This is a genomic window from uncultured Azonexus sp., from assembly GCF_937982035.1.
Lineage (GTDB): Bacteria > Pseudomonadota > Gammaproteobacteria > Burkholderiales > Rhodocyclaceae > Azonexus.
In genome coordinates, this window is the sequence record NZ_CALJNI010000022.1 from 12,152 (window position 1) to 36,683 (window position 24,532).

The 24,532-nt window shown below is 64.3% G+C and carries 23 protein-coding genes; 16 read left to right on the plus strand and 7 right to left on the minus strand.

Annotated features, from left to right (window positions below):
- Position 1 precedes the first annotated feature (1 nt).
- Genes rpsD through rplQ form a run of 3 tightly spaced genes read left to right on the plus strand, consistent with a single transcriptional unit; the run spans position 2 to position 2,086 of the window.
- A complete protein-coding gene (gene rpsD / locus Q0799_RS14410; RefSeq protein WP_298399574.1) occupies positions 2-631 on the plus strand; it encodes a 30S ribosomal protein S4 in 630 nt (209 codons plus the stop codon).
- A gap of 24 nt (positions 632-655) precedes the next feature.
- The gene (gene rpoA / locus Q0799_RS14415) at positions 656-1,630 is read left to right on the plus strand and encodes a DNA-directed RNA polymerase subunit alpha (protein WP_298399576.1); all 975 of its coding nucleotides are present in this window, start codon (positions 656-658) and stop codon (positions 1,628-1,630) included.
- Between the two features lie 57 nt (positions 1,631-1,687).
- Positions 1,688-2,086, plus strand: coding sequence for a 50S ribosomal protein L17 (gene rplQ, locus Q0799_RS14420; RefSeq protein ID WP_028994211.1), 399 nt, complete (start codon positions 1,688-1,690; stop codon positions 2,084-2,086).
- Positions 2,087-2,152: 66 nt separating this feature from the next.
- Here the strand turns inward: rplQ and Q0799_RS14425 are convergent, their stop codons facing one another.
- Complete coding sequence (locus Q0799_RS14425) at positions 2,153-3,670, minus strand: SpoIIE family protein phosphatase (RefSeq protein ID WP_298399578.1); 1,518 nt, start codon at positions 3,668-3,670, stop codon at positions 2,153-2,155.
- 44 nt (positions 3,671-3,714) lie between these two features.
- Positions 3,715-5,535, minus strand: a complete 1,821-nt coding sequence (locus tag Q0799_RS14430; protein ID WP_298399580.1) for an ABC transporter ATP-binding protein/permease — start codon at positions 5,533-5,535, stop codon at positions 3,715-3,717.
- Between the two features lie 90 nt (positions 5,536-5,625).
- On the opposite strand from Q0799_RS14430, the gene Q0799_RS14435 reads away from it, so the two are divergent.
- Genes Q0799_RS14435 through Q0799_RS14450 form a run of 4 tightly spaced genes read left to right on the plus strand, consistent with a single transcriptional unit; the run spans position 5,626 to position 8,534 of the window.
- Complete coding sequence (locus Q0799_RS14435; RefSeq protein ID WP_298399582.1) at positions 5,626-6,039, plus strand: acyl-CoA thioesterase; 414 nt, start codon at positions 5,626-5,628, stop codon at positions 6,037-6,039.
- Between the two features lie 44 nt (positions 6,040-6,083).
- A complete protein-coding gene (locus Q0799_RS14440; protein ID WP_298399584.1) occupies positions 6,084-7,190 on the plus strand; it encodes an outer membrane protein transport protein in 1,107 nt (368 codons plus the stop codon).
- A gap of 6 nt (positions 7,191-7,196) precedes the next feature.
- Positions 7,197-7,757 carry a DUF2802 domain-containing protein gene (locus tag Q0799_RS14445; RefSeq protein ID WP_298399586.1) on the plus strand — a complete coding sequence of 187 codons (561 nt, stop codon included), beginning with the start codon at positions 7,197-7,199 and terminating at the stop codon, positions 7,755-7,757.
- A 9-nt stretch (positions 7,758-7,766) separates the two neighbouring features.
- On the plus strand, positions 7,767-8,534 hold the full coding sequence (locus tag Q0799_RS14450; protein WP_298399588.1) for an SPOR domain-containing protein: 768 nt from the start codon (positions 7,767-7,769) through the stop codon (positions 8,532-8,534).
- Here Q0799_RS14450 and Q0799_RS14455 read toward each other — a convergent pair.
- A complete protein-coding gene (locus Q0799_RS14455) occupies positions 8,531-8,851 on the minus strand; it encodes a tetratricopeptide repeat protein (RefSeq protein WP_298399589.1) in 321 nt (106 codons plus the stop codon). The genes Q0799_RS14450 and Q0799_RS14455 overlap by 4 nt on opposite strands.
- 53 nt (positions 8,852-8,904) lie before the next feature.
- Between Q0799_RS14455 and Q0799_RS14460 the strand changes: the two genes are divergently transcribed.
- Together Q0799_RS14460 and recG are read left to right on the plus strand one after the other, a co-directional pair.
- Positions 8,905-9,285, plus strand: coding sequence for a RidA family protein (locus Q0799_RS14460; protein WP_028994217.1), 381 nt, complete (start codon positions 8,905-8,907; stop codon positions 9,283-9,285).
- Positions 9,286-9,292: 7 nt separating this feature from the next.
- Positions 9,293-11,320 carry an ATP-dependent DNA helicase RecG gene (gene recG / locus Q0799_RS14465; RefSeq protein WP_298399592.1) on the plus strand — a complete coding sequence of 676 codons (2,028 nt, stop codon included), beginning with the start codon at positions 9,293-9,295 and terminating at the stop codon, positions 11,318-11,320.
- Here recG and Q0799_RS14470 read toward each other — a convergent pair.
- Entirely contained in the window at positions 11,310-12,200 is an 891-nt protein-coding gene (locus tag Q0799_RS14470; RefSeq protein ID WP_298399594.1) for an alpha/beta hydrolase, read from the minus strand. The genes recG and Q0799_RS14470 overlap by 11 nt on opposite strands.
- A gap of 123 nt (positions 12,201-12,323) precedes the next feature.
- On the opposite strand from Q0799_RS14470, the gene Q0799_RS14475 reads away from it, so the two are divergent.
- Positions 12,324-13,070 carry a M48 family metallopeptidase gene (locus tag Q0799_RS14475; protein WP_281983491.1) on the plus strand — a complete coding sequence of 249 codons (747 nt, stop codon included), beginning with the start codon at positions 12,324-12,326 and terminating at the stop codon, positions 13,068-13,070.
- Positions 13,071-13,076: 6 nt separating this feature from the next.
- Here Q0799_RS14475 and Q0799_RS14480 read toward each other — a convergent pair whose 3' ends face one another.
- Complete coding sequence (locus Q0799_RS14480) at positions 13,077-15,212, minus strand: methyl-accepting chemotaxis protein (RefSeq protein WP_298399596.1); 2,136 nt, start codon at positions 15,210-15,212, stop codon at positions 13,077-13,079.
- Positions 15,213-15,386: 174 nt separating this feature from the next.
- On the opposite strand from Q0799_RS14480, the gene Q0799_RS14485 reads away from it, so the two are divergent.
- The 6 genes from Q0799_RS14485 to Q0799_RS14510 are packed head-to-tail and all read left to right on the plus strand — an operon-like array spanning position 15,387 to position 20,771.
- Positions 15,387-16,712 (plus strand): MFS transporter, encoded by a 1,326-nt coding sequence (locus tag Q0799_RS14485; RefSeq protein ID WP_298399598.1) that lies wholly within the window; start codon positions 15,387-15,389, stop codon positions 16,710-16,712.
- A 43-nt stretch (positions 16,713-16,755) separates the two neighbouring features.
- Positions 16,756-17,532 (plus strand): hypothetical protein, encoded by a 777-nt coding sequence (locus tag Q0799_RS14490; RefSeq protein ID WP_298399600.1) that lies wholly within the window; start codon positions 16,756-16,758, stop codon positions 17,530-17,532.
- Positions 17,529-18,404 carry a 4-hydroxybenzoate octaprenyltransferase gene (gene ubiA / locus Q0799_RS14495; RefSeq protein ID WP_298399602.1) on the plus strand — a complete coding sequence of 292 codons (876 nt, stop codon included), beginning with the start codon at positions 17,529-17,531 and terminating at the stop codon, positions 18,402-18,404. The genes Q0799_RS14490 and ubiA overlap by 4 nt, the downstream gene beginning before the upstream one ends.
- A complete protein-coding gene (gene ubiD / locus Q0799_RS14500; RefSeq protein WP_298399604.1) occupies positions 18,401-19,876 on the plus strand; it encodes a 4-hydroxy-3-polyprenylbenzoate decarboxylase in 1,476 nt (491 codons plus the stop codon). Before ubiA ends, ubiD begins: the two co-directional genes overlap by 4 nt.
- Complete coding sequence (locus Q0799_RS14505) at positions 19,873-20,370, plus strand: N-acetyltransferase (RefSeq protein WP_298399606.1); 498 nt, start codon at positions 19,873-19,875, stop codon at positions 20,368-20,370. The genes ubiD and Q0799_RS14505 overlap by 4 nt, the downstream gene beginning before the upstream one ends.
- Positions 20,367-20,771, plus strand: coding sequence for a hypothetical protein (locus Q0799_RS14510; protein WP_298399608.1), 405 nt, complete (start codon positions 20,367-20,369; stop codon positions 20,769-20,771). Before Q0799_RS14505 ends, Q0799_RS14510 begins: the two co-directional genes overlap by 4 nt.
- On the opposite strand, the gene Q0799_RS14515 is transcribed toward Q0799_RS14510, so the two are convergent.
- Both Q0799_RS14515 and Q0799_RS14520 read right to left on the minus strand, forming a co-directional pair.
- Complete coding sequence (locus tag Q0799_RS14515; RefSeq protein WP_298399610.1) at positions 20,751-23,552, minus strand: response regulator; 2,802 nt, start codon at positions 23,550-23,552, stop codon at positions 20,751-20,753. The two genes, Q0799_RS14510 and Q0799_RS14515, sit on opposite strands and share 21 nt — an antisense overlap.
- Before the next feature lie 2 nt (positions 23,553-23,554).
- Positions 23,555-24,487: a substrate-binding domain-containing protein gene (locus Q0799_RS14520; protein ID WP_298399613.1), complete on the minus strand. Its 933-nt coding sequence runs from the start codon at positions 24,485-24,487 to the stop codon at positions 23,555-23,557.
- Positions 24,488-24,532: the final 45 nt, after the last annotated feature.

Here is a 24,532-nt window from a genome sequence, read left to right on the forward strand (position 1 = left end):
AGTGGCTCGTAATCTCGATCCGAAATGCCGTCAGTGCCGCCGCGAAGGCGAAAAGCTGTTCCTGAAGGGCGAAAAGTGTTTTACCGACAAGTGTGCCATCGAGCGTCGCTCGTATGCGCCGGGTCAGCATGGCCAGAAGTCTGGCGCCCGTCTCTCCGACTACGGCGTCCACCTGCGTGCCAAGCAGAAGATCCGTCGCGTCTATGGCGTGCTTGAAGGCCAGTTCCGTCGCACCTTCGCCGAAGCTGAGCGCCGCAAGGGCCAGACCGGCGAAAACCTGCTGCAGCTGCTGGAAGCCCGTCTGGATTCCGTCGCCTACCGCATGGGTTTCGGTGCCTCGCGTACCGAATCGCGCCAGATCGTCCGTCACAACGGCGTCCTGGTCAACGGCAAGCGCGTGAATATTCCGTCCTACCTGGTCAAGCCGGGTGATGTCGTCCAGTTGACCGATCGCTCCCGCGCGTCGCTGCGTTGCAAGGCCGCTCTCGAAGCTGCCGAAGCCCGTGGCTTCCCGGAATGGATCTCGGTCGATGTCAAGGAAGGCAAGGGCACGTTCAAGGCCATGCCGCAGCGCTCCGAGCTGCCGGCTACCCTGAACGAAGGTCTGGTCATCGAACTTTATTCGAAGTAACCCGCAAGCAGAGGAATCTAGCCCATGCAAAGCAGTGGACTTCTCAAGCCCCGCATCATCGACGTACAGAGTGTTTCGCCGGTCGAAGCCAAGGTGGTCATGGAACCGTTTGAACGCGGTTTCGGTCACACCCTCGGCAACGCCCTGCGCCGCATCCTGTTGTCGTCGATGCCGGGTTATGCACCGACGGAAGTGTCGATCGACGGTGTGCTGCACGAATACTCGACCATCGATGGCGTCCAGGAAGACGTCGTCGATATCCTCCTGAACCTCAAGGGGGTCGTCTTCAAGCTGCACAACCGCGAGGTCGTCACCCTGAAGCTGGCCAAGGAAGGCGAGGGCGTGATTCGCGCCGGCGACATCGAGTTGCCGCACGACGTCGAAATCATCAATCCGGAGCATGTCATTGCCCACCTGTCCACCGGCGGCAAGCTCGCCATGGAAATCAAGGTTGAAAAGGGCCGTGGCTACGTTCCGGGTAATGTCCGCAATCTTGGCGATGCCAAGACCATCGGTCAATTGGTGCTGGATGCCTCGTTCAGCCCGGTTCGTCGCGTTGCCTACTCGGTCGAGAACGCCCGCGTCGAGCAGCGTACCGACCTGGACAAGCTGATCGTCGATATCGAAACCAACGGTGTGGTCGAACCGGAAGAAGCGATACGCTACGCTGCCCGCGTGCTGATCGAACAACTGTCGGTCTTTGCCGATCTGGAAGGCACGGCGCCGGTTGCCGAAGCGTCCAAGCCGGCCCAGGTCGACCCGGTACTGCTTCGTCCGGTCGATGATCTCGAACTGACGGTTCGCTCTGCGAACTGCCTCAAGGCCGAGAACATCTACTACATCGGCGACCTCATCCAGCGCACCGAAAACGAGTTGCTCAAGACCCCGAACCTGGGTCGCAAGTCGCTCAACGAAATCAAGGAAGTTCTTGCCGCACGTGGTCTCACGCTCGGCATGAAACTGGAAAACTGGCCGCCCGCCGGTCTGGAGAAGGCGTAAGCCTTTTTCCGATCCGGGCAGTCAAGGGACGCCTGCAGAACATAGAAAGGATTAACCATGCGTCACCGCAATGGACTTCGCAAACTGAACCGTACCAGCAGCCATCGCCTGGCGATGCTGCGCAACATGACCGTTTCCCTGCTCCGCCACGAGGCCATCAAGACCACGTTGCCGAAGGCCAAGGAACTGCGTCGTGTCGTCGAACCGATGATCACCCTCGGCAAGAACCCGACGCTGGCCAACAAGCGTCTGGCGTTCGACCGCCTGCGCGATCGCGAGATCGTGGTCAAGCTGTTCGCCGAAATCGGTCCGCGCTACGCTACCCGTCCGGGCGGCTACCTGCGCATCCTGAAGTGCGGCTTCCGCGTTGGCGACAACGCACCGATGGCTTTCGTCGAACTGCTCGATCGTCCCGAGCCGACCGAAGCCGTTGAAGTCGACGAGTCGGCCGAGTAATCGTCCAGCTCACGCAATGCAAAAAGGCCGGGTAACCGGCCTTTTTCTATTTTTGCAGGACGGAATTCAGGGGCAGTCGATCAGCATCAGCGACACGTCGTCGCCCGCGGCATTCTGGCCAAGGTGGGCCGACAGTGCGTCCTCCAGTGCCGTGAAGCGTACTTCCCTGGATGTGTCCCGTACCGCGTCGCTGATTCCCTGGCTGCCGAATTGCCGTCCTTCCGGATCGGCTGCTTCGAGGACGCCGTCCGAATACATCAGCAGCTGGCTGCCCGGCTGCCATTCGAAACGTCGGGGCTGGTCGTTCATCTGGGCACTGTCGATGATGCCGAGCGCCAGATTTTCCGAGGGGAAGCGTTCGCAGATCTGGCCGTCGGCATCGATCAACAGGGCTTCCGGGGTGCCGCCGATCCAGATCTCGCCGCTCAGGCTGATCTCGTCCAGACAGACGATGGTGGCGGCAACGAAGCGGCCGATCGGCATCGACTCCTTCAACTGCTGGTTGATTTCAAGCACCAGTTCGCGAATGGTCCGGTTCAGGCGGGTCATCCGGTAGAACAGTGCCAATACGGGCAGGACACTGATCGCGGCGGGCAGTCCGTGTCCAGTGGCATCGGCGAGGAGGGCGTAGAAGCGCCCTTCGGGCGAATGCGACGCGGCCACGATGTCGCCGCTGAAGTTCTCGGTGGCAATGACCTTGTAGCGCAGTCGGGCGTCGAGCAGGCCAGGGCGATGCAGCAACTTCTCCATCAACCGCAGCGCCAGTTGCTGTTCGTTCTGGCTATGGTCGTAGTAGGTCTGCAAGAGCGCGGCGTTTTGCTGCAATTGCGATTCGGCCAGCTTGCGCTGGGTGATGTCGCGAATGACGATGACGAAAATCCGCTCATGGTCGATGCTGACTTCGGAGAGCCCGTATTCGACCGGGAATGCCCTGCCGTCACGGCGATGGCCGATGGCCTCGCGTTCACGATTCCGGGTCGTCGCTGTCGTCGGCGCGGTGCACTGCAGATCGGGTACCAGCAGGCCAATCGGGCGCTGGACGAGCCCGGCCGCAGGGTGACCGAAAATGATTTCGGTCGCACGATTGACCGTCAGGATTTCGCCGCTGCCGTTGCAGGTGACGATGGCGTCGGGAACGTTGTCGGAGATGGCTAGCAGGCGTTCCAGCGCGACCGTCGCACTGCGCTGCATCGACAGGGAGCGTTGCATCGAGCGAAGCTTGGCTTCGAGGACGACGAAGTTGATCGGCTTGGTCAGGTAATCGTCGGCGCCGGCCTCAAGACCCTCGACCAGATTCTCGTCGCGGTTGAGTGCCGAAAGCAGGATGATGGGAACCCATTTGTCCCGGCTGGCGGCCTTGATCCGGCGCGCCGCCTCGAAGCCGTCCATGACCGGCATCATGATGTCGAGCAGCACCAGATCGGGATGGTACTGCTGGAAGCGGGCGATGGCTTCCTCGCCGTTTTCCGCAAGAATGACCTCGTGCCCGAGTTTTTTCAGGAAGACCTGCAGGATGTGCAGATTGGTGCGGTTGTCGTCAACCGCCAGCACGCTCATCTTCTCGAATGCGTTATTCATTGTCATGGCAAGGTTCAATCGGAGGTGCGCTCAGGTACCGGCCGGCGTTTTCATGCTACCACGCCTTCGCTGCCCGGCTCCTGAATTTCCCGCTGCTGCAGGTACCACATGTCGGCGTACTTGCCGCCGGCTGCAAGCAGCATCGCGTGGGTGCCGCGTTCGACGATGCGTCCGTCCTCGATGACCAGGATGCAATCGGCGTTCATCACGGTAGACAGACGATGGGCGATGATCAGCGTGGTCCGGCCGCGGGCGGCCAGTTCGAGTTGCTGCTGGATGGCGCGCTCGGTTGCGGAGTCGAGCGCCGAGGTGGCCTCGTCGAAGATCAGGATCGGCGGATCCTTGAGCAGGGCCCGGGCAATTGCCACCCGTTGTTTCTCGCCACCGGAAAGCTTCAGGCCGCGCTCGCCGACCCGGGTCTGGTACTTGTCCGGGAGGCCGTCGATGAATTCATGCAGGCTGGCTGCGCGGGCCGCGGCGAAGACGGCTTGATCGTCGGCATCCGGTTTGCCGTAGCGGATGTTGTAGAGGACGGTGTCGTTGAACAAAACGGTGTCCTGCGGAACGATGCCGATGGCCGAGCGCAGGCTGTGCTGGGTGACACTGCGCAGATCGTGGCCGTTGATCCGGATGCTGCCGTCGCTGACATCGTAGAAACGGTAGAGCAGGCGTGACAGCGTGGACTTGCCGGCGCCTGAATGGCCGACAACCGCGTAGGTCTGTCCGGCCGGAATGGTGAAGCTGACCTCGTGCAGGATGCGCCGGTTGGGTTCGTAGGCAAAACCGACCTGTTCGAAGTCGATCCGCATCTGCCGGTCCGCCGGCAATTCATGCGCATCCGGGGCGTCGGCAACCTCGCGGTTTTCGTTGAGCAGTCCGAACATCCGCTCGATATCGGTCAGCGCCTGGCGTATTTCGCGATAAACGATGCCGAGAAAATTCAGCGGCATGTAGAGCTGGATCAGGAAGGCGTTGACCAGCACCAGATCGCCGATGCTCATCCGGCCCTCGACCACGCCGTTGGCGGCGCGCCACATCATGGCCGTCACGCCCAGCGCGATGATCGCCTGCTGGCCGAGGTTGAGCAGGGCCAGGCTGTTCTGGCTACGGGTGCTGGCGTCTTCGAGTTTGACCAGTTGCTCGTCGTAACGCCGCGCCTCCCAGGCTTCGTTGTTGAAATACTTGACCGTCTCGTAATTGAGCAGGCTGTCGACGGCCTTGGTGTTGGCGGCCGAATCGCTTTCGTTGACCGCACGGCGGATGGCGATGCGCCAGTTGCTGACCTTGACCGTGAACACGATGTAGGCGACCAGGGAGGCAGCCGTGATCAACACGTAGCCGATGTCGTACTGGACGTAAAGGATGACCAGCACCAGCCCGATCTCGATCAGGGTCGGCAGGATCGAATACAGCGTGTAGGAAATCAGGCTCGAAATCGAGCGCGTGCCGCGTTCAAGGTCGCGGGAAATGCCGCCAGTCTGCCGTTCCAGGTGAAATCGCAGGGACAGCGCATGCAGGTGTTCGAAGACCTCGAGCGCCACTTTGCGGATGGCCCGTTGGGTGACGCGGGCAAACAGCAGTTCGCGCAATTCGGTGAACAGCGAGTTGGAAAAACGCAACGCGCCGTAAAGCGCCAGCAGCATCACCGGCAACGCCAGCACCTCGCCCGACAGGCCGTCGATCATGTCCTTGAAGACCAGCGGTACGCCGACATTGGCCAGCTTGGCGGCAACCAGGCAGAGCAGGGCGGCGACGACCCGGAAACGGTATTGCCAGAGATAGGGGAAGAGCTTGCGCACCGTCTGCCAGACGTGGATTTCCTGCAGCGGTTGCCCGGCAGGCGGTTTCGGTAAGGCGGTGGCGCGGCGCATGGGGGCTACCCTGAGTCTCGAAGGCAACGAGTATATGAAATAAGCGGGATTTCCGGGAGAATCGGCAGAATCTGTCGTCAAGGATTTTTCATGAACAAGCAGTGCCTCAATTTGCCGGACCGCCAGCCCACCTTGCGGGTGGTGCCGATGCCCGCCGACCTCAACCAGAACGGCGACGTTTTCGGCGGCTGGGTCATGGCCCAGGTCGACGTGGCCGGCGCCATTCCCGCCATGCGCCGGGCCCGCGGTCGAGTGGCCACGGTTTCCGTCAATTCCTTCCAGTTCCGGCAACCGGTGTCGGTGGGCGACATCGTCAGTCTTTACGCCGAAATCGTGCACGTCGGGCGGACCTCGCTGACGGTGCGCGTCGAGGTGTTTGCCGAGCGGAATTATGCCGATCCGATCACCGTCAAGGTGACCCAGGCCGAACTGACTTACGTGGCAATCGACGAATCGGGCAACAAACGTGAGGTTCCCGCTAAAAATGGCGCGGAAATGGAATAAAATCGCGCGATCAAATAATTCGGATGTCTTCGGGGATTCAGGAAATGAACAAGACCACCATGCGTACCCTGCCCGCCGCGATGCTGCTGGCCTTTTCCGGTCTGGCATCGGCAGCCGGCTACCAGGCGCTTGAGCAGAATGCCAGCGGCCTCGGTGTCGCGTACGCAGGCTCGGCGGCAATCGCCGACAATGCCGCCACGCTGTTTGCCAATCCGGCCGGCATGAGCCGCCTTGAGGGCGTCAACTTCTCCATGGGCGTGGTCGGCGTGTCCGAACGCCACAAGTTCCGCACGACCGGCGGGGTCGCTTCCGGCGGCGATGCCGGCGAGAGCAATGCCTTGCCCAACGCCTACCTGACCTGGCAGTTCACGCCGGCCCTGAGCGTCGGCCTGGGCATTTCCCGGCCTTACCTGCTCGATACGCGCTACGACGCCGGCTGGGTTGGCAGCGCCGCGGGCGTCGATACCGAACTGACCACGGTCAACATCAATCCGGCCATTGCCTACAAGGTCAATGAACTGGTGTCTGTCGGTGCCGGCCTGAATTACCAGACGCTGGACCTGCGCCGGACCAGCAGCGTGCCCGAGAATTTCAAGGGTGACGACAAGGCGCTGGGCTGGAACGTCGGTGCGCTGTTTACGCTGTCGCCGGCCATGCGCGTCGGGGTCGCCTATCGCTCGGAAATCGAGCACGACGTTTCCGGACGCAACAACGGCGTTGCCGCACGGCACGACATCGATACCCCGGGCGTGTTCACCCTGTCGGTCTGGCAACAGGTCTCGGATCGCTGGGAAGCCATGGGCGACCTGTCGCACACGCGCTGGAAGTCGGCCGACTTCACCGGCATGCGCTTTGACAATTCCTGGCGCCTGGCCTGGGGGGCTGCCTACAAATACACCGATCAGGCGAAGCTGAAATTCGGCATCGCCTATGACCGCTCGCCGGTCAGCGACAGCAAACGCACCGTGCGCATGCCGGACAGCGACCGCATGTGGTTGTCCCTCGGCGGTCAATGGACCTTTGGCCGTAGCAGCGTGCTTGATGTCGGCTACGCTTATCGTTACATGCGCGATGCCAAGATCAGCCAACCCGCGGGCAAGTACGAGAGCGGTGCCCATGTCGTGGGCGTCCAGTATTCGATCGGGTTCTAAGGGGTCGTGTTCGGCGCCGGTCTGCCTTCGCTCGAAATCGCCGGTCTGACCATCGGCGTGCGCGAGGCCGTACTTGCGCTGATCGTTCTGGTTGCGCTGTACATTGCCGTGGTCCTGTGGCGGATGCGGCGGCTGGGGGGCGCATCGGCGGAGCAAGCCAGCGGCCTTGGTGCGGGCCAACCCGGACCGACCGAAGCCCCTGTGGTCTCCGCCAACGAGCCTGAATCCCCAGTGCCGGACCGGAGCGACGAGATCCTGTCGGCCGAGGCATTTGCCTCGTCGTCCGCGCGAATGGCCGGCGAGTTGGTCGCCGAGGGGCTGGCGCGCGAACTGAGCCAGTTGCGCGACGAAGTCGACGCGATGCGCGGGGAGCTGGCGGCGCTGCGCGAGGACATGCTTCAGGAAGTCGCGCATTTGCGCGCCGCGCAAACGGTTTCGCCGATCTACGGCGATGCGGTACAGATGGCGGCGGCAGGTTACGATGCAGCGGCGATTGCCGAACGCTGCGGGATCGCGCGCGCCGAAGCCGAACTGGTGGTGGCGCTTGCCCGTAGCCAGGTTCAGTGAGGAATGAGCATGACGGACAAGCCGGCAGCCGGTGATATGAACGAAGCGGCAGCAAGCCCTGACTTGCGTAACCAGATGATCCGGCGGCTGGCCGTGGCCGGTGGTCTGGTGGCGATCCTGCTGGGCATGCTGGCGGTTTTCGACCATCTGTCCCAGCCGGCAGAAGAGCAGGAAGTCCGGGTGTTCACCGAACCGGTGCCGGTCGCGCCCAAGAAGATGGTGACGCAGCCGGTGACACCAGTCGAGCCGGTCGTCGACGAGGCGCCGGTCGCGCAGGAAGCGGTGCCCGCGGCTACCGTCCCGGCTGAGGCTGCGGTCGCGACGCCACCGCCGCCCGAGGTGCCTGCGCAACCGGCGATTGAGCCCACGGTCGCGCCAGCAAGCCCACCGGTGGCACGGCCGCGGGTGCGTCCTGTGGCACCGGCCAGCCCGGAAATCGTTCCCGAAATGACCTCGGCACCGCCGATTGCGCCTGCGCCGCCCGTCAGCCCGCCGAAGGCACCGGTGCCTTCGGCTCGGGTGGTCGAGTCCACCCCGGCCGCCCCGGCTGCGCCCCGTTTGTTCTCCGGCTTTGTCCTGCAGGCTGGCGTGTTCACCAGTGCTCAGCGGGCCGAAGAACTGCATGCCAAGCTGACGCTGAGCGGGGTTCAATCGAGCATCGAAACCCGGGTGCAGGTCGGGCCTTTCCGCACGCGCAAGGAGGCCGCCGAAGCCCAGGAAAAATTGCGCGAACTGGGTATCGACTCGATCCTGATTGCCCCCAAGGGCGGACGCTAACCGGCTTTCTGCAGGCGCCGGGCAAACACCCTCATTTCCTTGGCGGCCTGGATGTCGCCCTTCGTCTCGGCGACCGTGATTCCCGCTTCGTAGGCAGCGACAGCGCCGGCCGCATCGCCAGCTTCGGCGAGCGCCTTGCCCAGCGCCTTCCACGCCGCCGAATACTGCGGGTCGCGTTCAACTGCCGCACGGAAGCAATTTGCCGCCTGTTGTGGCGCCGCCGCCTTCAGGTACTCATTGCCCAGCGAGAAGCGGAGCAGGGCGCCGTCACGCGGGCCGTCGATCATTTTTTCCAGGGATTCGATACGCGGGTTCATCGATGCTCGGGTCTAAAATAGCGGCTTTCGCCAATTATCAGAAGGAATTCCACATGGCCAAGACCATCATCGCCACGCCGAACGCGCCGGCCGCCATCGGCACCTACTCGCAAGCCGTGCGCGTCGGCGATACCGTCTACCTCTCCGGGCAGATCGGTCTCGATCCGGCGACCATGCAGATGGTAGACGGTATCGACGCGCAAATCGTTCGTGTCTTCGAAAATCTCAAGGCGGTGGCCGAGGCTGCCGGCGGCTCGCTGGCCGACGTGGTCAAGCTCAATGTCTTCCTCACCGACCTCGGCAACTTCGCCAAGGTCAACGAAACGATGGCCCGCTACTTCAGCGAGCCGTTCCCGGCGCGTGCTGCCGTCGGCGTCAAGGAATTGCCGCGCGGCGCGCTGGTCGAGGCAGACGCGGTGATGTTCCTCGGCTGATCGCCGGATGTCGCTGGCGCCGATCCGCGCCTCCGACGCGCTGAAGAAAAAGCTGGCCAAGCTCGGTCTCCACACGGAGGCCGATCTGCTGGTGCATCTGCCGCTGCGCTACGAGGACGAAACGCGCATTACCGAACTCGCTCGCGCCTTCAGCGGCGAGGCGGTGCAGCTCGAACTGCGCGTGCTGAGCAACGAGATCCAGTTCAAGCCGCGCCGGCAGATGGTCGTGCGCGCCTGCGACGACAGCGGCGAAATCACGCTGCGCTTCTTCAGCTTTTACCCGAACCAGCAGGCGGCGCTCAGCGAGGGCTCGCTGGTGCGCGTCTTCGGCGAGGTGCGCGGCGGCTTCTTCGGGCTGGAGATGGTGCATCCGCGTTTCCGCAAGATCGTCGAGGGCGAGCCGCTACCGACGGAAATGACGCCGATTTACCCATCGACCGCAGGATTGGCCAATTCCGCACTACAGAAGCTGATCGGCCGGGCGCTGGCCGACGGCGACCTGTCCGAGACGCTGCCCGACGAAATCCGCCAGCGCCTCAAGCTGCCTGGCCTGGCGCGCAGCATCCATTTCCTCCACCGCCCGCCGCCGGGTACCGACGTCGACACGCTGCACGCACGCAATCATCCGGCCTGGCGGCGGGTCAAGTTCGACGAGGTGCTGGCCCAGCAACTGTCGTTGCGCCGCGCCTACCTGGCGCGCCGCGAGCAGGGCGCACCGGTGCTGGTGGCTCGGGACGACCTCGGCGCCCGTCTGCTCGACCGCCTGCCCTTCGGCCTGACCGGTGCGCAGTTGCGGGCGATGGCCGAGATCGCCGGCGACCTCGCCCAGCCTTATCCGATGCAGCGCCTGCTGCAGGGCGACGTCGGCGCCGGCAAGACCATCGTCGCCGCGCTGGCCGCCTGCCAGGCGATTTCCGCCGGCTGGCAGGCGGCGTTCATGGCGCCGACCGAAATCCTCGCCGAGCAGCATTACCTGAAACTCAAGGACTGGCTGGAGCCGCTCGGCGTGCGTGTCGCCTGGCTGTCCGGCAGCCTGAAGAGCAAGGCCAAGCGCGAGCAACTGGCGGCGACGGCGGCCGATGCGCAACTGGTGGTCGGCACGCATGCGCTGATCCAGGACGGCGTCGACTTCGCCAAGCTGGGCCTGGCCATCGTCGACGAGCAGCACCGTTTCGGCGTCGCCCAGCGCCTGGCGCTGCGCAAGAAGGGCAGCAACCCGCACCAATTGATGATGTCGGCGACGCCGATCCCGCGCACGCTGGCGATGAGCTACTACGCCGACCTCGACGTCACCGTGCTCGATGAACTGCCGCCCGGCCGGACGCCGATCAAGACGCGGCTGGTCGCCGACAACCGCCGCCAGGACGTCGTCGGCTTCGTCAAGAAACATGTCGAGGAAGGCCGCCAGGCCTACTGGGTGTGCCCGCTGATCGTGGAATCGGAAGCCCTGCAGTTGCAGACGGCGGAGGAAACCTACGAACAGCTTTCCGCCGATTTCCCGGGCTTGACCGTGGGATTGGTGCACGGCCGCCTCAAGGCCGACGAGAAACAGGCGGTGATGAGCGCCTTCGCCGCCGGCGACATCGACGTCCTGGTTGCGACGACGGTGATCGAAGTCGGCGTCGACGTGCCCAATGCCAGCCTGATGGTCATTGAGCACGCCGAGCGCTTCGGCCTGTCGCAACTGCACCAGCTGCGCGGTCGGGTCGGCCGCGGCCAGTACGAATCAAGCTGTGTGCTGATCTACGCCGGACCGCTCGGCGAGGTTGCCCGCCAGCGCCTGAAGATCATCTTCGAGCACACCGACGGTTTCGAGATTGCCCGCCAGGACTTGCAGATTCGCGGTCCCGGCGAATTCGTCGGTGCCCGCCAGAGCGGCGTGCCGCTGCTGCGCTACGCCGATCTCGAAATGGACGCCGACCTGGTCGAGATGGCGCGCGAAGTTGCCGAGGAAATGCTGACCGAGCATCCGGACCTGGCCGAGAAGCACCTGCAGCGCTGGCTGGGCGCCCGCGAGGAACTGCTCAAGTCGTAAACCAGTCCTCGATCAGCGCCGCCACCTGTTCCGGCTGATCGTGGTGCAGCATGTGGTCGGCTTGGTCGATCCACGCTTCACGGACATTGGCGAAGCAGGCGCGGCGCGCTTCCCAGTCGCCGGGGCGGGTGGCGAAATCGCGCACGATCCACGATTGCCGGCCGGCGACCCACAGTACCGGGCAGCTGACCTCGCGCCAGATCGCCATCGACTCTTCGAGGCGGAACAGGTTGGGCGACATCGCCTTGTGCCAGCGATCGCCGTTCCAGATGATGCCGTGCCGGTACTCGCCGCCCTTGGTCGTGCCATCGCCGATCCGCGCCAGGTGCCGCGACAGGAAATCGGCGCGCGCCTGGGTCAGGTAGGGATCGGTCTTCATCAGGCGCCGGGCGAAAGCCGGTCGATCCGGATAGACATGCAGGCGCGGCGGATTCTTCAATTCGCCCAGCCAGTGCCGGTAGCGGCCGGCCGCCATGTCCGGCGTGGTTGGCGCAATACCGAAGCCTTCGAGTGAAATCAGTTTTTCGACGCGATCCGGATACAGGCCGGCGTACAGTGTGGCAATGATGCCGCCCATGCTGTGACCGGCCAGCCGAACCTGCCCTTGCGGCGCGTAACGGTCGATGATGGCCAGCATGTCGCCCATGTGCTCGGCGAAGAAATACGGGCGGTCCAACCACTGCGACGGGCCGAAGCCGCGCCAGTCGGGGGCGACGATGTTCCAGTCCCGCTGCAATTCATCGACGACGAACTGCCAGGAGGCGGAAACATCCATCCAGCCGTGCAGCAGGAACAGTGTCGGCGCCTCGGGATTGCCCCAGCGACGGATGTGCAGGCGGACGCCGTTGGCGTCGAGGAATTCGGAACGGGAGGGGCGCATGGTCGATCGGGGAGCTTCGCGAAGCGCGCATTGTAGCGCCTGCTGCCCGACAGCAGCATTGCATGGAAAATGTGTCGATGGCATATAATCGCGCCTTTCCAGTTTTTACCGTCGGGAGCTTTGATGAAACGTCGCGATTTCGTGCTGTTGGGTACTTTGATGTCCGGTGTCAGCGCCGTCAATCCGGTGCTGGCCCAGTTCAATTTCGGCAAGGTGCTCGAAGCCGGCAAGACGCTGATGGAATCGGAGACGCTCAGCGACGCCGACCTCAAGTCCTACTTCGACCAGATGGCCGCCGATTCCGATGCCAAGAACAAGCTGGCCGGGCCGAAGGATGCCTACGGCAAACGCATCGCCAAACTGGCCAAGGGGCTGGACAGTTACGACGGTCTCAAGCTCGACATCAAGGCCTACCTGACGCCGGAAGTGAACGCCTTTGCCATGGCCAACGGCACCATCCGCGTCTACAGCGGGCTGATGGACAAATTCACCGACGACGAGATCCGCTACGTGATCGGTCACGAAATCGGCCACGTCAAGGCCGGTCACACCAAGTCCCGCATCCAGACCGCGATGCGCACCAGCGCCCTGCGCAGTGCCGTGGCATCGACCGGCGGCAAGACCGCGCAGCTTGCCGAATCGCAACTTGGCGACCTGTTTGAGCAGGTCGTTCGCGCCCAGCATTCGCAGGCCAACGAGAACGAGGCCGACGATCTGGCGATGCAGTTCATGAAGTCCCAGCGCTATCCGGCGGCGGCCTGCGTGACGGCGCTGGAGAAACTCGATGCGCTGGGCGGCGGTGGGGCGTCATGGCTGTCCACTCACCCGAGCCCGAAAGCCCGGGCCGAGCGCATGCGCGCCCAGGCCTGATCGGGCTCAGCGCAAGGTCAGCAGTTCCTGGCGACCGCGGCTTTCCAGGCGGAAGGCCGCGACCAGTTCCTTCAGCACATCGGCCTGATCGCGCAGCGATTCGGAGGCAGCGGCAGCTTCCTCGACGAGGGCGGCATTCTGCTGGGTGGTTTCGTCCATGCTGGCGAGTGCCGTCGACACCTGCTCGATGCCCTGCGCCTGATCGCTCGAGGCGCGGGCAATGTTGCCGACGATTTCGGTGACGTCGGTGATCGCCGCGGCAATCGCCTGCATTGCGGCGCCGGCACGTTCCGCCTGGCTGGAGCCGGTTTCCACCTTGCTGATGGTGTCGGCGACCAGCTGCGAAATCTCCTTGGCGGCCAGACCGGAACGCTGGGCGAGGGCCCGGACTTCGGTGGCGACGACAGCGAAGCCGCGACCGCTGTCGCCGGCCCGGGCCGCTTCCACTGCGGCATTCAGGGCCAGGATGTTGGTCTGGAAAGCGATGCCGTTGATCACATCGACGATGTCGTGGATGCGTGCCGAACTGGCCCGGATCTCCCGCATCGTCCCCAGCGAGGCCTCGACCACCTGACTGCTGGCGCTGGCCTGTTCGCGGGTTTCGATGGCGCGCCGGTTGGCGGCTTCGGCGCTCTGTGTGTTGGCGCGGACCATGACGGCAAAGTGTTCCATGCTGGCTGCGGTCTCTTCCAGGCTGCTTGCCTGCTGTTCGGTACGCCGGGAGAGGTCCAGGTTGCCGGCGCTGATTTCACCGGCGGCCGTGGTCACCAGATTGACCGAATCGATGATGCGCTGCATGACCCGGGTCAGGTTTTCGGCGGTCGTGTTGATGTTGTCGGCAGTCTCGCCGAAACGCCCCGGGTAGTGCTGCGTGATCCGGCACGACAGGTCGCCGTTGGCCAGCGCGTTGCAGGCTGCGGCAATGTCGCCGAAGGCGGCGTTGGCGGTCTGGTTGAGCTGGTTGAGCAGTTCCGTCAGTTCGCGGGCATAGCCCTGCTTGCCGGCGGTATCGATGCGCTGGCTGAAATCGCCGCGCGAGGCAGCATTGACCTGCTGGCGAACGTCGGCGATGACGTGCTGGAGGGTCTGCTGCATGCTGAGCATGGCATGCAGGATGCTATGCCGGTTGTCGTTGTGCAGTGCGATCGCGAAATCGAGGTCGCCGGCGGCGATGCGCTGGGCGGCCTGAACGGCTTCTTCCGGGGTGCCGCCGAGCTGGAGCATCAGCTTGTCGTTGAGCAGGTTCAACTGCTCGCACAAGGCCCGCATGAAGCCCTGCTTGTCGGTCAGATCGATGCGCGCGGAAAAATCGCCGGCGGCGGCCTGTTCGACCATCCGCCCGACTTCGCCGAGGGCTTTCTGCAACTCGCTCTGCATGCGCTGCATGGACGCGAGCAGGCTGTCGGTATCGCCGGTCGCCAGTTCTATCCTGCCGGAAAGGTCGCCGCGGGCGATGCGGCCGGCGGCTTCCACGGCCTGGGCCGGTTCGCCGCCCAGTTGCGTCATGATGCCGCCGGCAACCCGGCGCAGGAACAGCCAGAGCAACAGGCAGGCGCCGAGCACGAGCGTGCCGAGCTTGATCAGCGAATCGATGAAGGCGCTGCGGACATCGTCGAGGTAGATGCCGGTGCCGACGATCCATCCCCATTCCGGGATCTGGCGGACATAGGAAATTTTTGCCACCGGTTGATCGAATCCTGGCTTGGGCCAAAGGTAATCGACGAAACCGGCGCCGCTCGCCGCCGTCACCTGGTTCATCTCGCGGAACAGGAATTTGCCCGCAGGGTCTTTCATCTCGGCTACCGATTTGCCGTCAAGTTCGGGACGGATCGGGTGCATGACCATGTTCAGGCCGGTGTCGTGAATCCAGAAGTATTCGTTGCCGCCATAGCGCAGGGCGCTGACGGCGCGGCGGGCGCCCTCGCGGGCGTCTGCGTCGCTGAGTTCGCCGCGCGCGGCGCGCTGGCGGAAAGCGTCGATCAGGGTGCCGGCCGTTTCGATCTGGGTCTTGACCAGCGCTTGCCGGGCCGCCAGCAAGGAAGACCGCTCGTGGTACAGGATGGCTGCCGACAGAACGATCAGCAAGGCCAGCGACAGCATGATCATGCGTGTGAAGCTCTTCTTCACAGACATTCCCGCCATGGTTTCTCTCCGGTATGTTTTTCTTGATATCCGGCGTGATGCGCCGGTAGCCCGGAACTATAGCCTGATTCTTCCTCCCCCGCCTTCTCCCGCCGGAATCGGCCTGTGCTCGGGTAACATTGCGCCCTGGATAAATGACATTTGCCCGCTACGGTAACGGTGGGCGGGGGCGGCATGCGCGGACAATTCAGCTTACTCGGAGAGAAACGTTTCGGCCCCCTGTTCGGCACGCAGTTCCTCGGTGCCTTCAACGACAACCTCTACAAGAACGCTCTGGTTGTCCTGCTCACCTTTCAGTCGGCGCAATGGACGACCCTGCCGGTGGAATTGCTCGGCAATCTGGCCGCCGGCCTGTTCATCCTGCCCTTTTTCCTGTTCTCGGCGACGGCCGGACAACTCGCCGACAAATACGACAAGGCCTGGCTGGCGCGCCTGTCGAAAATCCTGGAAATCCTGATCATGGGGGTGGCGGCCGCCGGTTTCTGGCTGCACAGCCTGGCCTGGTTGCTCGCCGCGCTGTTCCTGCTCGGCCTGCAATCGACACTGTTCGGGCCGGTCAAATACGCGATCCTGCCGCAACACCTGCGCGAGGAGGAATTGATCGGTGGCAACGCGCTGATCGAGGCGGGCACCTTCGTTTCCATCCTGGTCGGCACCCTGGCCGGCGGCCTGTTTGCCGGCACGGTGAGCGAACCCTGGTGGATTGCCGTCGGTGGCTTGGTCGTCGCCGTGCTCGGTTATGTCTACAGCCGGGGCATTCCCGCCGCACCGGCGCCGGTGCCGGCGCTCCGGATCAACTGGAACCCGCTGAGCGAAACCTGGCGCAGCATTGCCTTCGCCCGCGGCGACCGCCTGGTGTTCCTGGCGATCGTTGCCATTTCCTGGTTCTGGTTGTACGGCGCGCTCTTTCTGGCGCAATTCCCTGCCTACACGAAGACCGTGCTCGGTGGCGGCGAGGCGACGGTCACCCTGCTGCTGGCGATTTTCACCGTCGGCATTGGTGCCGGTTCGCTGCTCTGCGAACGGCTCTCGGGCAGGCATCTCGAGATCGGACTGGTGCCGCTGGGCTCGATCGGCCTGACCCTGTTCGGCGTCGATCTGTACTTCGCCTCGCCGGTCGGCCTGGTCGGTACGACGGCGCACGAACTGCTGGCCTTGCTCAGCCTGCCGGCGATCTGGCGGGTGCTGTTCGACCTGCTGATGCTCGGCGTGTTCGGCGGCTTCTTCATCGTGCCCCTGTATGCGCTGGTGCAGACTCGCTGCGAGCCTAGCCACCGGGCGCGGATCATCGCCGCCAACAACATCCTCAACGCACTGTTCATGGTGGTCGGCGCCCTCGGTGCCGCCGCCGCGCTCGGCGCCGGGCTGTCGATCCCGGCGCTGTTTGCCGTCGCCGCACTGGGCAACGTGGTCGTGGCGGCTTACATCTACGGACGGCTGCCGGAATTCCTCCGGCACTTCGGCGCCTGGGCAAAGCGCATGTGCGGCGCGGCCAAATAGGCGGCGCGGCGGTAAAATTCCGGACTTTGCCCGAAAGTTGACGATGGCCACCGCTTCCCCGATTCCCGCCGACCCGCTGGCCGCCCTGGCCGATACCGAGTGCCAGCGACTGGCCGCGCGCCTGGCGCAGGATGCCTTTGCCGCCGTGTTCCGGATGGCCGTCGCGCCGGACAGTGACGCCGAAGCCGGCGCCCTCGGTGAGCTGGCCGGGCGCTGCTACAACTGGAGCCAGGCCGGCGCCGCCGACGATGCCCGGGCGCTGCGCCTGGCCCTGTTGATCAACGGACTCGATGCCTGGGGGCTGGCTTACACGCAGGCATTCCAGCTCCAAGCGATCCCGGCGCTGACGGCGCTGATCGGTGGTCTGCGCACGCGTCTCGACGCCACCGCCGATGCGCGCTTCCAGCAACAGTTTGCGGCGCTGACGGGGAATGAATTCGCCGCTGTCGATTTCAAGGTCGAACTGCGCCGCAGCATCCATCTCGCGCTGTGGCATGCGATGGCCGCCTGCGAAACGGCAGAGCAGGCCGAAGGCCTGGTCCGGCCGCTGGGCAGCCTGCTGCTCGGGCTCAACGAACAGATGCCGGAACTCGGCTGGCGGTTGATTGCCGACGCGCTGGCCAGCATCCAGATTTCGCTGCTCGCCGATCCGGCCGCTTCGGCGATTGCCCAGGATGGCACGCAGCAGTTGTTCGCAGCCTTGCGCCAGGCGCTGCCGGGGGAGCGCTACCAGGCCATCCTCGCCCATTCCGGTCAGGCCGTCGTCGCCTGGCAGCAGGCGCGGCGGGCACGCGACACAGAAGGTAGAATCGACGCATGACCCTGGCCGCGATCAAGGAAAGACTGGATCTCTACGAGAAGCTGATGCGATTGGACAAGCCAATCGGCATCCTGCTCTTGCTGTGGCCGACGCTGTGGGCGTTGTGGCTGTCTGCCGATGGCCGTCCGGATTGGGCCGTGCTGCTGGTCTTCGTGCTCGGCACGGTGCTCATGCGTTCGGCCGGTTGCGTCATCAACGACTACGCCGACCGCGATTTCGACAAGCATGTCGAACGGACCAAGGAGCGTCCGTTGACCGCCGGTCGGGTGAGCACGAAGGAAGCACTGGCGCTGTTCGCCGTCCTCTGCCTGCTGGCTTTCGCGCTGGTGCTGGTGCTGGGGATTCCGCTGGTCATCTGGCTGTCGATCCCGGCGGTCTTCCTGGCTGCCAGCTATCCCTTCACGAAGCGCTTTCTTGCCATTCCGCAGGCCTACCTGGGCATCGCCTTCGGCTTCGGCATCCCGATGGCCTACGCCGCGCACCAGGGCAGCGTGCCGGCCGAAGCCTGGTGGCTGCTGGTGGCCAACATCTTCTGGGCGGTTGCCTACGATACCGAATACGCCATGGTCGACCGCAACGACGACCTCAAGATCGGCATCAAGACCTCGGCGATCACCTTCGGTCGTTTCGACGTCGCCGCCGTCATGCTCTGCTACGCCGTGACACTGGCGCTGATCGCCTGGGTCGGCAGCACCTATGCGCTGGGCTGGCCGTTCTACAGCGCGCTGGCCATTGCCGCCGGCATCATGGGCGTCCATTACATCTGGATTCGCGGCCGCGAACGCATGGCCTGCTTCAAGGCTTTCCTGCACAACAACTGGGTCGGCGGCATCATCTTCGCCGGCATTGCCCTGGACTTCCTGCTCCGATGAAATACCACGACCTGCGCGACTTCCTGTCGCAACTGGAAAAGACCGGCGAACTCAAGCGCATCGCGGTGGACGTCGATACCCACCTGGAGATGACCGAGATCGGCGACCGCGTGCTGCGCGCCGGCGGCCCGGCGCTGCTCTTCGAAAAGGCTCATACGCAGGGTCGGCGTCACGAGATGCCAGTACTCACCAACCTGTTCGGCACGCCCAAGCGCGTCGCCCTGGGCATGGGCGAGGATTCGGTACAGGCGCTGCGTGAAGTCGGCAAGCTGCTCGCCTACCTCAAGGAACCGGAGCCGCCCAAGGGCCTGAAGGACGCCTGGGACAAGCTGCCGGTGTTGAAACAGGTGCTCAACATGGCGCCGAAGAAGGTGTCGAACGCGCCCTGCCAGGAAATCGTCTGGGAAGGCAAGGACGTCGACCTCTCGCGATTGCCGATCCAGCATTGCTGGCCCGGCGACGTTGCGCCGCTGATCACCTGGGGCCTGGTCGTCACCAAAGGCCCGCACAAGAGCCGCCAGAACCTCGGCATCTACCGCCAGCAGGTGCTCGGGCCGAACAAGCTGATCATGCGCTGGCTGGCGCATCGCGGCGGGGCGCTCGATTTCCGCGATTTCAAGATGGCCAATCCCGGCCAGCCTTTCCCGATTGCCGTGGTCCTCGGCTGCGATCCGGCGACCATACTCGGCGCGGTGACGCCGGTGCCGGACAGCCTTTCCGAATACCAGTTCGCCGGCCTGCTGCGCGGCGGCAAGACCGAGCTGACGCAATGCCTCGGCTCAAGTTTGCAAGTGCCCGCTTCCGCCGAGATCGTTCTGGAAGGCCATATCCATCCCGGCGAGATGGCGCTCGAAGGTCCCTACGGCGATCACACCGGCTACTACAACGAGCAGGCCGAATTCCCGGTGTTCACGGTCGACCGCATCACCATGCGCAAGAACCCGATCTACCACAGCACCTATACCGGCAAGCCGCCCGACGAGCCGGCGGTGTTGGGCGTGGCGCTCAACGAAGTGTTCGTGCCGCTGTTGCAGAAGCAGTTCACCGAAATCGTCGATTTCTACCTGCCGCCCGAAGGCTGCTCGTACCGCATGGCCATCGTCAGCATCAAGAAGGCCTATCCCGGTCACGCCAAGCGGGTGATGTTCGGCATCTGGTCTTTCCTGCGCCAGTTCATGTACACCAAGACCATCGTCGTCGTGGACGACGATATCGACATCCGCGACTGGAAGGAAGTGATCTGGGCGATGACCACGCGTTTCGACGCGGTGCGCGATACGACCCTGGTCGATAACACCCCGATCGACTACCTCGACTTCGCCAGCCCGGTGGCCGGCCTCGGCTCGAAAATGGGGATCGACGCGACCAACAAGTGGCCGGGCGAAACCAATCGTGAATGGGGGCGGCCCATCGTCATGGACGCCGAGGTGAAACAGCGCGTGGACGCTATCTGGGGGAAACTGGGCTTATGAGCCTGACCGTCATCGATCTCGACCTGAACCACACCGCCCATGCGGTGGCCTTGCTCGACCTGCTCGACCACTACGCGCAGGACCCGATGGGTGGCGGTCAGGGCCTCAAGCCCGAGGTCAAGGCGAGGCTGGTCGCAGGCTTGAAGGGCGTGCCGGTCTATCACGGCGGACTGGCGCTGGCTGGCGACGAGCCGGTCGGCCTGATCAACTGCTTCGCCGGCTTCTCGACCTTCGCCGCCCGGCCGCTGCTCAACATCCACGATATCGTGGTGCGTGGCGACCGCCGCCGTCAGGGCATCGGCCAGGCGCTGCTGGCCTGGGCCGAGGCCAAGGCGAGGGCGCTCGGCTGCTGCAAGCTGACCCTGGAAGTGCTGTCGAACAACCACCAGGCGATGGCCTCGTACCAACTTGCCGGTTTCGCGCCCTATGTGCTCGACCCGGCGGCTGGCCAGGCGCTGTTCCTGCAGAAACTGCTGGCCGAGGAGAAATCATGAACGAGCCTGTCCCTAGCGCCCCCGGCGGCGTGCGTCCGTCACTGGTCAATGTCACCCACCTGATTTACGGCCTGCACGCGATTGCCGTCGTCGTCGGCGTCACCTCGTCGGCAACCATCGCCGGCGGTTTCGTCTTCGGGCTGCCGTCGCTGCTGGCCGTCTTCCTCAACTACTGGATGCGCAGCGAAGTTCGCGGCACCTGGCTGGAAAGTCATTTCCGCTGGCAGATCCGGACCTTCTGGTTCACCGTGCTGTGGCTCGGTGTCTATGGCCTGTTCCTGATCACCATCATCGGTATCCCGATCGCCATCGGCGTCATCCTGGTGCTCGGTTTCTGGGTTGCCTACCGCGTCGTCCGCGGCTGGCTGGCACTCGGCAGTTCAAACCCGATTGGTTTGTGAGGCGGCGCGCTTGCGCAGCCACTTGAGCACCGTGCCGAACAGGATCTCGGGATCGACCGGCTTGGCGATGAAGTCGTCCATGCCGGCATCGAGGCAGCGCTGACGATCTTCGGCAAAGGCATTGGCGGTCATCGCCAGGATCGGTACGTGTTGCCGCGCCGGTAGCGCGCGGATGCGGCGGGTTGCTTCAAGCCCGTCGAGACGCGGCATCTGCATGTCCATCAGGATCAGGTCGTAATTGCCGCTGCTCGCCATGTCCAGCGCCTGCTGACCGTCCTCGGCGACATCCACGCTCAGGTTCACATCGCTGAACAGCGACAGCGCGACTTCGCGGTTGATCGGCTCGTCCTCGGCGAGGAGCAGGCGGCAGTGGGCGTAGTCCCGGGCGAGCCGGGTTTCGGCGCTGTCGCCCTCGATGGCCGGGCGGCTCGCGGCAGCGGGGATCGCCAGTCCGTGTTTCAGCCGGGCAGTGAACCAGAACGTGCTGCCGTGCCCGGGTTCGCTGCTGAGTCCGGTGTCGCCGCCCATGGCCTGGGCCAGCTTGCGGGTCACGACCAGGCCCAGGCCGGTACCGCCGAAGCGCCGGGTGATCGTGTTGTCGGCCTGTTCGAAGGCGGAGAACAGGCGGGCCTGCGCCGCCGGATCGATGCCGATGCCGGTATCCCGGACCTCGAAGCGCAGCAGGACGCCGTGCTCGTCTTCCTGCTCGCGACTGACCTTCAGGGTGACGTTGCCCTGGTCGGTGAATTTGATGGCATTGGCGGCGAAGTTGAGCAGGGCCTGCTGCAGGCGACCGGCATCGCCGCGCAGCACGAGGCCGGGGACGTCGTTGACGATTTCCAGGTGCAGTCCTTTCTCCATTGCCTTGTCGAGCATCATCGACGAGACGTTGGCAAGGATGATGCCGGGCTGCAGTTCGTTTTCATCAAGCTCGAATTTGCCGGCCTCGATCTTCGAAAGATCGAGGATGGCATTGATGATGTTCAGCAGATGCTGCCCGGCCAGGTCGATCTTGTGCAGGCGTTCCTGCTGGTCTGGCGGGACGCCGGCGCGGCTGATCAGGTGCACCATGCCGGTGATGGCGTTGAGCGGAGTGCGGATTTCGTGGCTCATGTTGGCCAAGAAATTGCTCTTGGCCTGGCTGGCTGCCTCGGCAATTTCCTTGGCTTCCTGGAGCGCCTGCTCGGTCTTCTTCTGCAACTCGATGGCAGCTTCCAGCTGAGCCGTCCGTTCGCGGACCTTGATTTCCAGCAGGTCGCGGTGGCCGGCGATTTCGTCCATCGCGGCGCGCAGTTCGGTGATGTCGTGGGCGATGCCGAGAATGCCGATCAGGGTGCCGTCGGCCAGGCGCATCGGCACTTTCGTCGTCAGGAACAGGCCCTGATAATCGCAGCCGGCGAAGTGCAGCCATTCCTCATTGGTGCTCGGGCCATCGGCGCTAATCGCTGCCAGGTCCCTTTCGCGGAAAAAATCGGCGAGTTCGGGCTCGACGAAGTCGTGGTCGGTCTTGCCGACAATTTCCTTCTCTCTGGCGCCGAAAAATTGCTCGAAACGCGGGTTGCAGGCCAGGTACACGCCGTCCGTATCCTTCAGCCAGATCAGGTCGGGGATGGTGTCGACCAGGGTGTGCAGGTGGGCGCGCTCGCGGGTCAGCGCGGTCATGGTTTCGTTGAGCACACGCGCCAGCGTACCCAGTTCGTTGTCCGGCAACTTGCCGTCGACCGGCACGAATTGTCCGCCGCGGGCCGAGTCAACGGCCTGCATCAGGCGGTCGAGCGGATTCATGATTTCCCGGCGCATGAAAATCAGGCCGATGATGAAAACCAGCAGCGAGACCGTCGCCAGGCTGGCGAAGCCGGCACCGATCAGCAGGCCGGTGGCCGTGTCGCCGCTCTCTGCCGGGCGGACAAAACGGAAACTGACGGCGGCGCCGTCGACCAGCGGTGCCGTGGCGGTGGAGAAGGTGTGTTCTCCGGATTTGCCGAGGCGCAGGTTGGCAAACCAGCGCAAGGTCAGCGCGCGTTCCTCGCCACTCTCGGTGTTCAAGGCCTGCGCAGGCATCTGCGCCGAATGTAGCGCGTCGTCGTTGCCGATGGCGAAGGCCAGGCCGGTCTCGTTCGCGGTGCGTTCGATGAAGCCAAGGTCGAGGCAGCGCCCGACCGACAGGCGGCCGATTTCGCCGGCGGTCGAAACGACGGGCAGGTCATGAACCAGGGCGATGCCCGGGGCGGTGCGGCAGCGCCCGAAACGGACCTTGTCGCTGCCGGCTGATGTTGTCAGGTCGAGGTCGGCAATGGGTTCGAAGGGGGCCAGGCTGGCCTTGCTGGCAAAGAGGACGGGGGCGCCTTCGCTGCGTTGCGACCAGTAGAGATTCTGCTGCATCGCGTAGCCGGCGATCGGGCCGTGCCGGCTGCTGACCAGCAGCCAGTCGACGCCGCTGGCCCGGCCGCTTTCACCCAGCAGCAGGGCCAGTTCGCGGGCAGGGAAGTCGAAGATGTCGGGGTTGCCGCGTTCGCTGTCGAAGTAGCCGTCAAACAGGTGCAGGGTGGCCTGCAGCTTGGGCGATGCGGACAGCGTCTGCGTCATTTCCGCCAGCTCCTGCGCCCGGTAGGCGGTTTCCGTATCGAGGTGATGCCAGGCGGCGTCGATCGTGCGCGTCTGTTCGTCCCACTCCTGCTGGCCACGCAGGACGGAAAACAGCAACCCGGCAACCACCAGCACGGCAAGGGTTGCGGCAAACCACAGCAGGAGGAGCCGATGGGCCAGGGGCAGCTTGCGCACGTTCAGAATACCGGTTCGATGCGCTCCACGTTGTCGCGGGTGACGGCAATGGATGCGACGATGCGTTCGCGCATCGCCAGACGGCCCCCGTCGATCAGGGTCAGCGCGGCCTCGGCGCCTTCGCGGCCGAAGGTCGGGTAGGTGAAACTGGCGTCGAGTTCGCCGGCCCGGATGGCGTTGCGGGCCTCGGTGATGAAGTCGATGCCGGTGATCGGGATGTGTCGCGGATCGCGTCCGGCCTTCTTCAGGGCCATGATCGCGCCCAGCGCCATGCTGTCGGACTGGGCGTAGATGGCATCGAAGGCCAGGTTTTCGGCGAGGGCTTCCTCGACTTTCTGGATGGCCAGTGCGCGTTGGGAATCGGCACGCTTGATCGCGGCAATCTTCAGTCCGGGGTGTCTGGCCAGTTCGTCCATGAAGCCTTCGGTGCGAAGCTGTCCCGGCGTCGAGGTCGGGATGTGCTGCAACATCAGTATCCGGCCCTTGCCGTTCAGTCGCCGGGCCAGGTATTGCGCCGCCTGGCGCGCGATGGCGCGGTTGTCGGCGGTGACGAAGTGGGTGAACTCCTCGCCATTGACCCGTCGCGACAACAGGATGACCGGGATGCCCCGGCGATGGATGCGGGCGATCGGCTCGCGCATCAGGTCGGCATCGCGCGGACTGGTGATCAGGATATCCACCCCGCGCGCCGCGAACTGCTCGATGTCCTGGACCTGACGGGCGGTGTCGCCGCCGGCGTCGCTGAACACGAACTCGATGTCGGGGCGTTTGCCGAAAGCCTGCTGCAGGTCGCGGACCTGGGCCGCGCGCCAGTCGTTGGCCATGGTGTCCTGGGCGAAGGCGACAACATGCTTGCGCTGCCGGGAGGGATTGGCAAATAACTGCGGCGCCAGGCTCAGCCCGAGGGCGAGCAGGCCAAATTGCCGGCGTTGCATGAGAGACTCCCTTCTCTTCCGTTTGGCGTCAGCGATTCTCGTGCC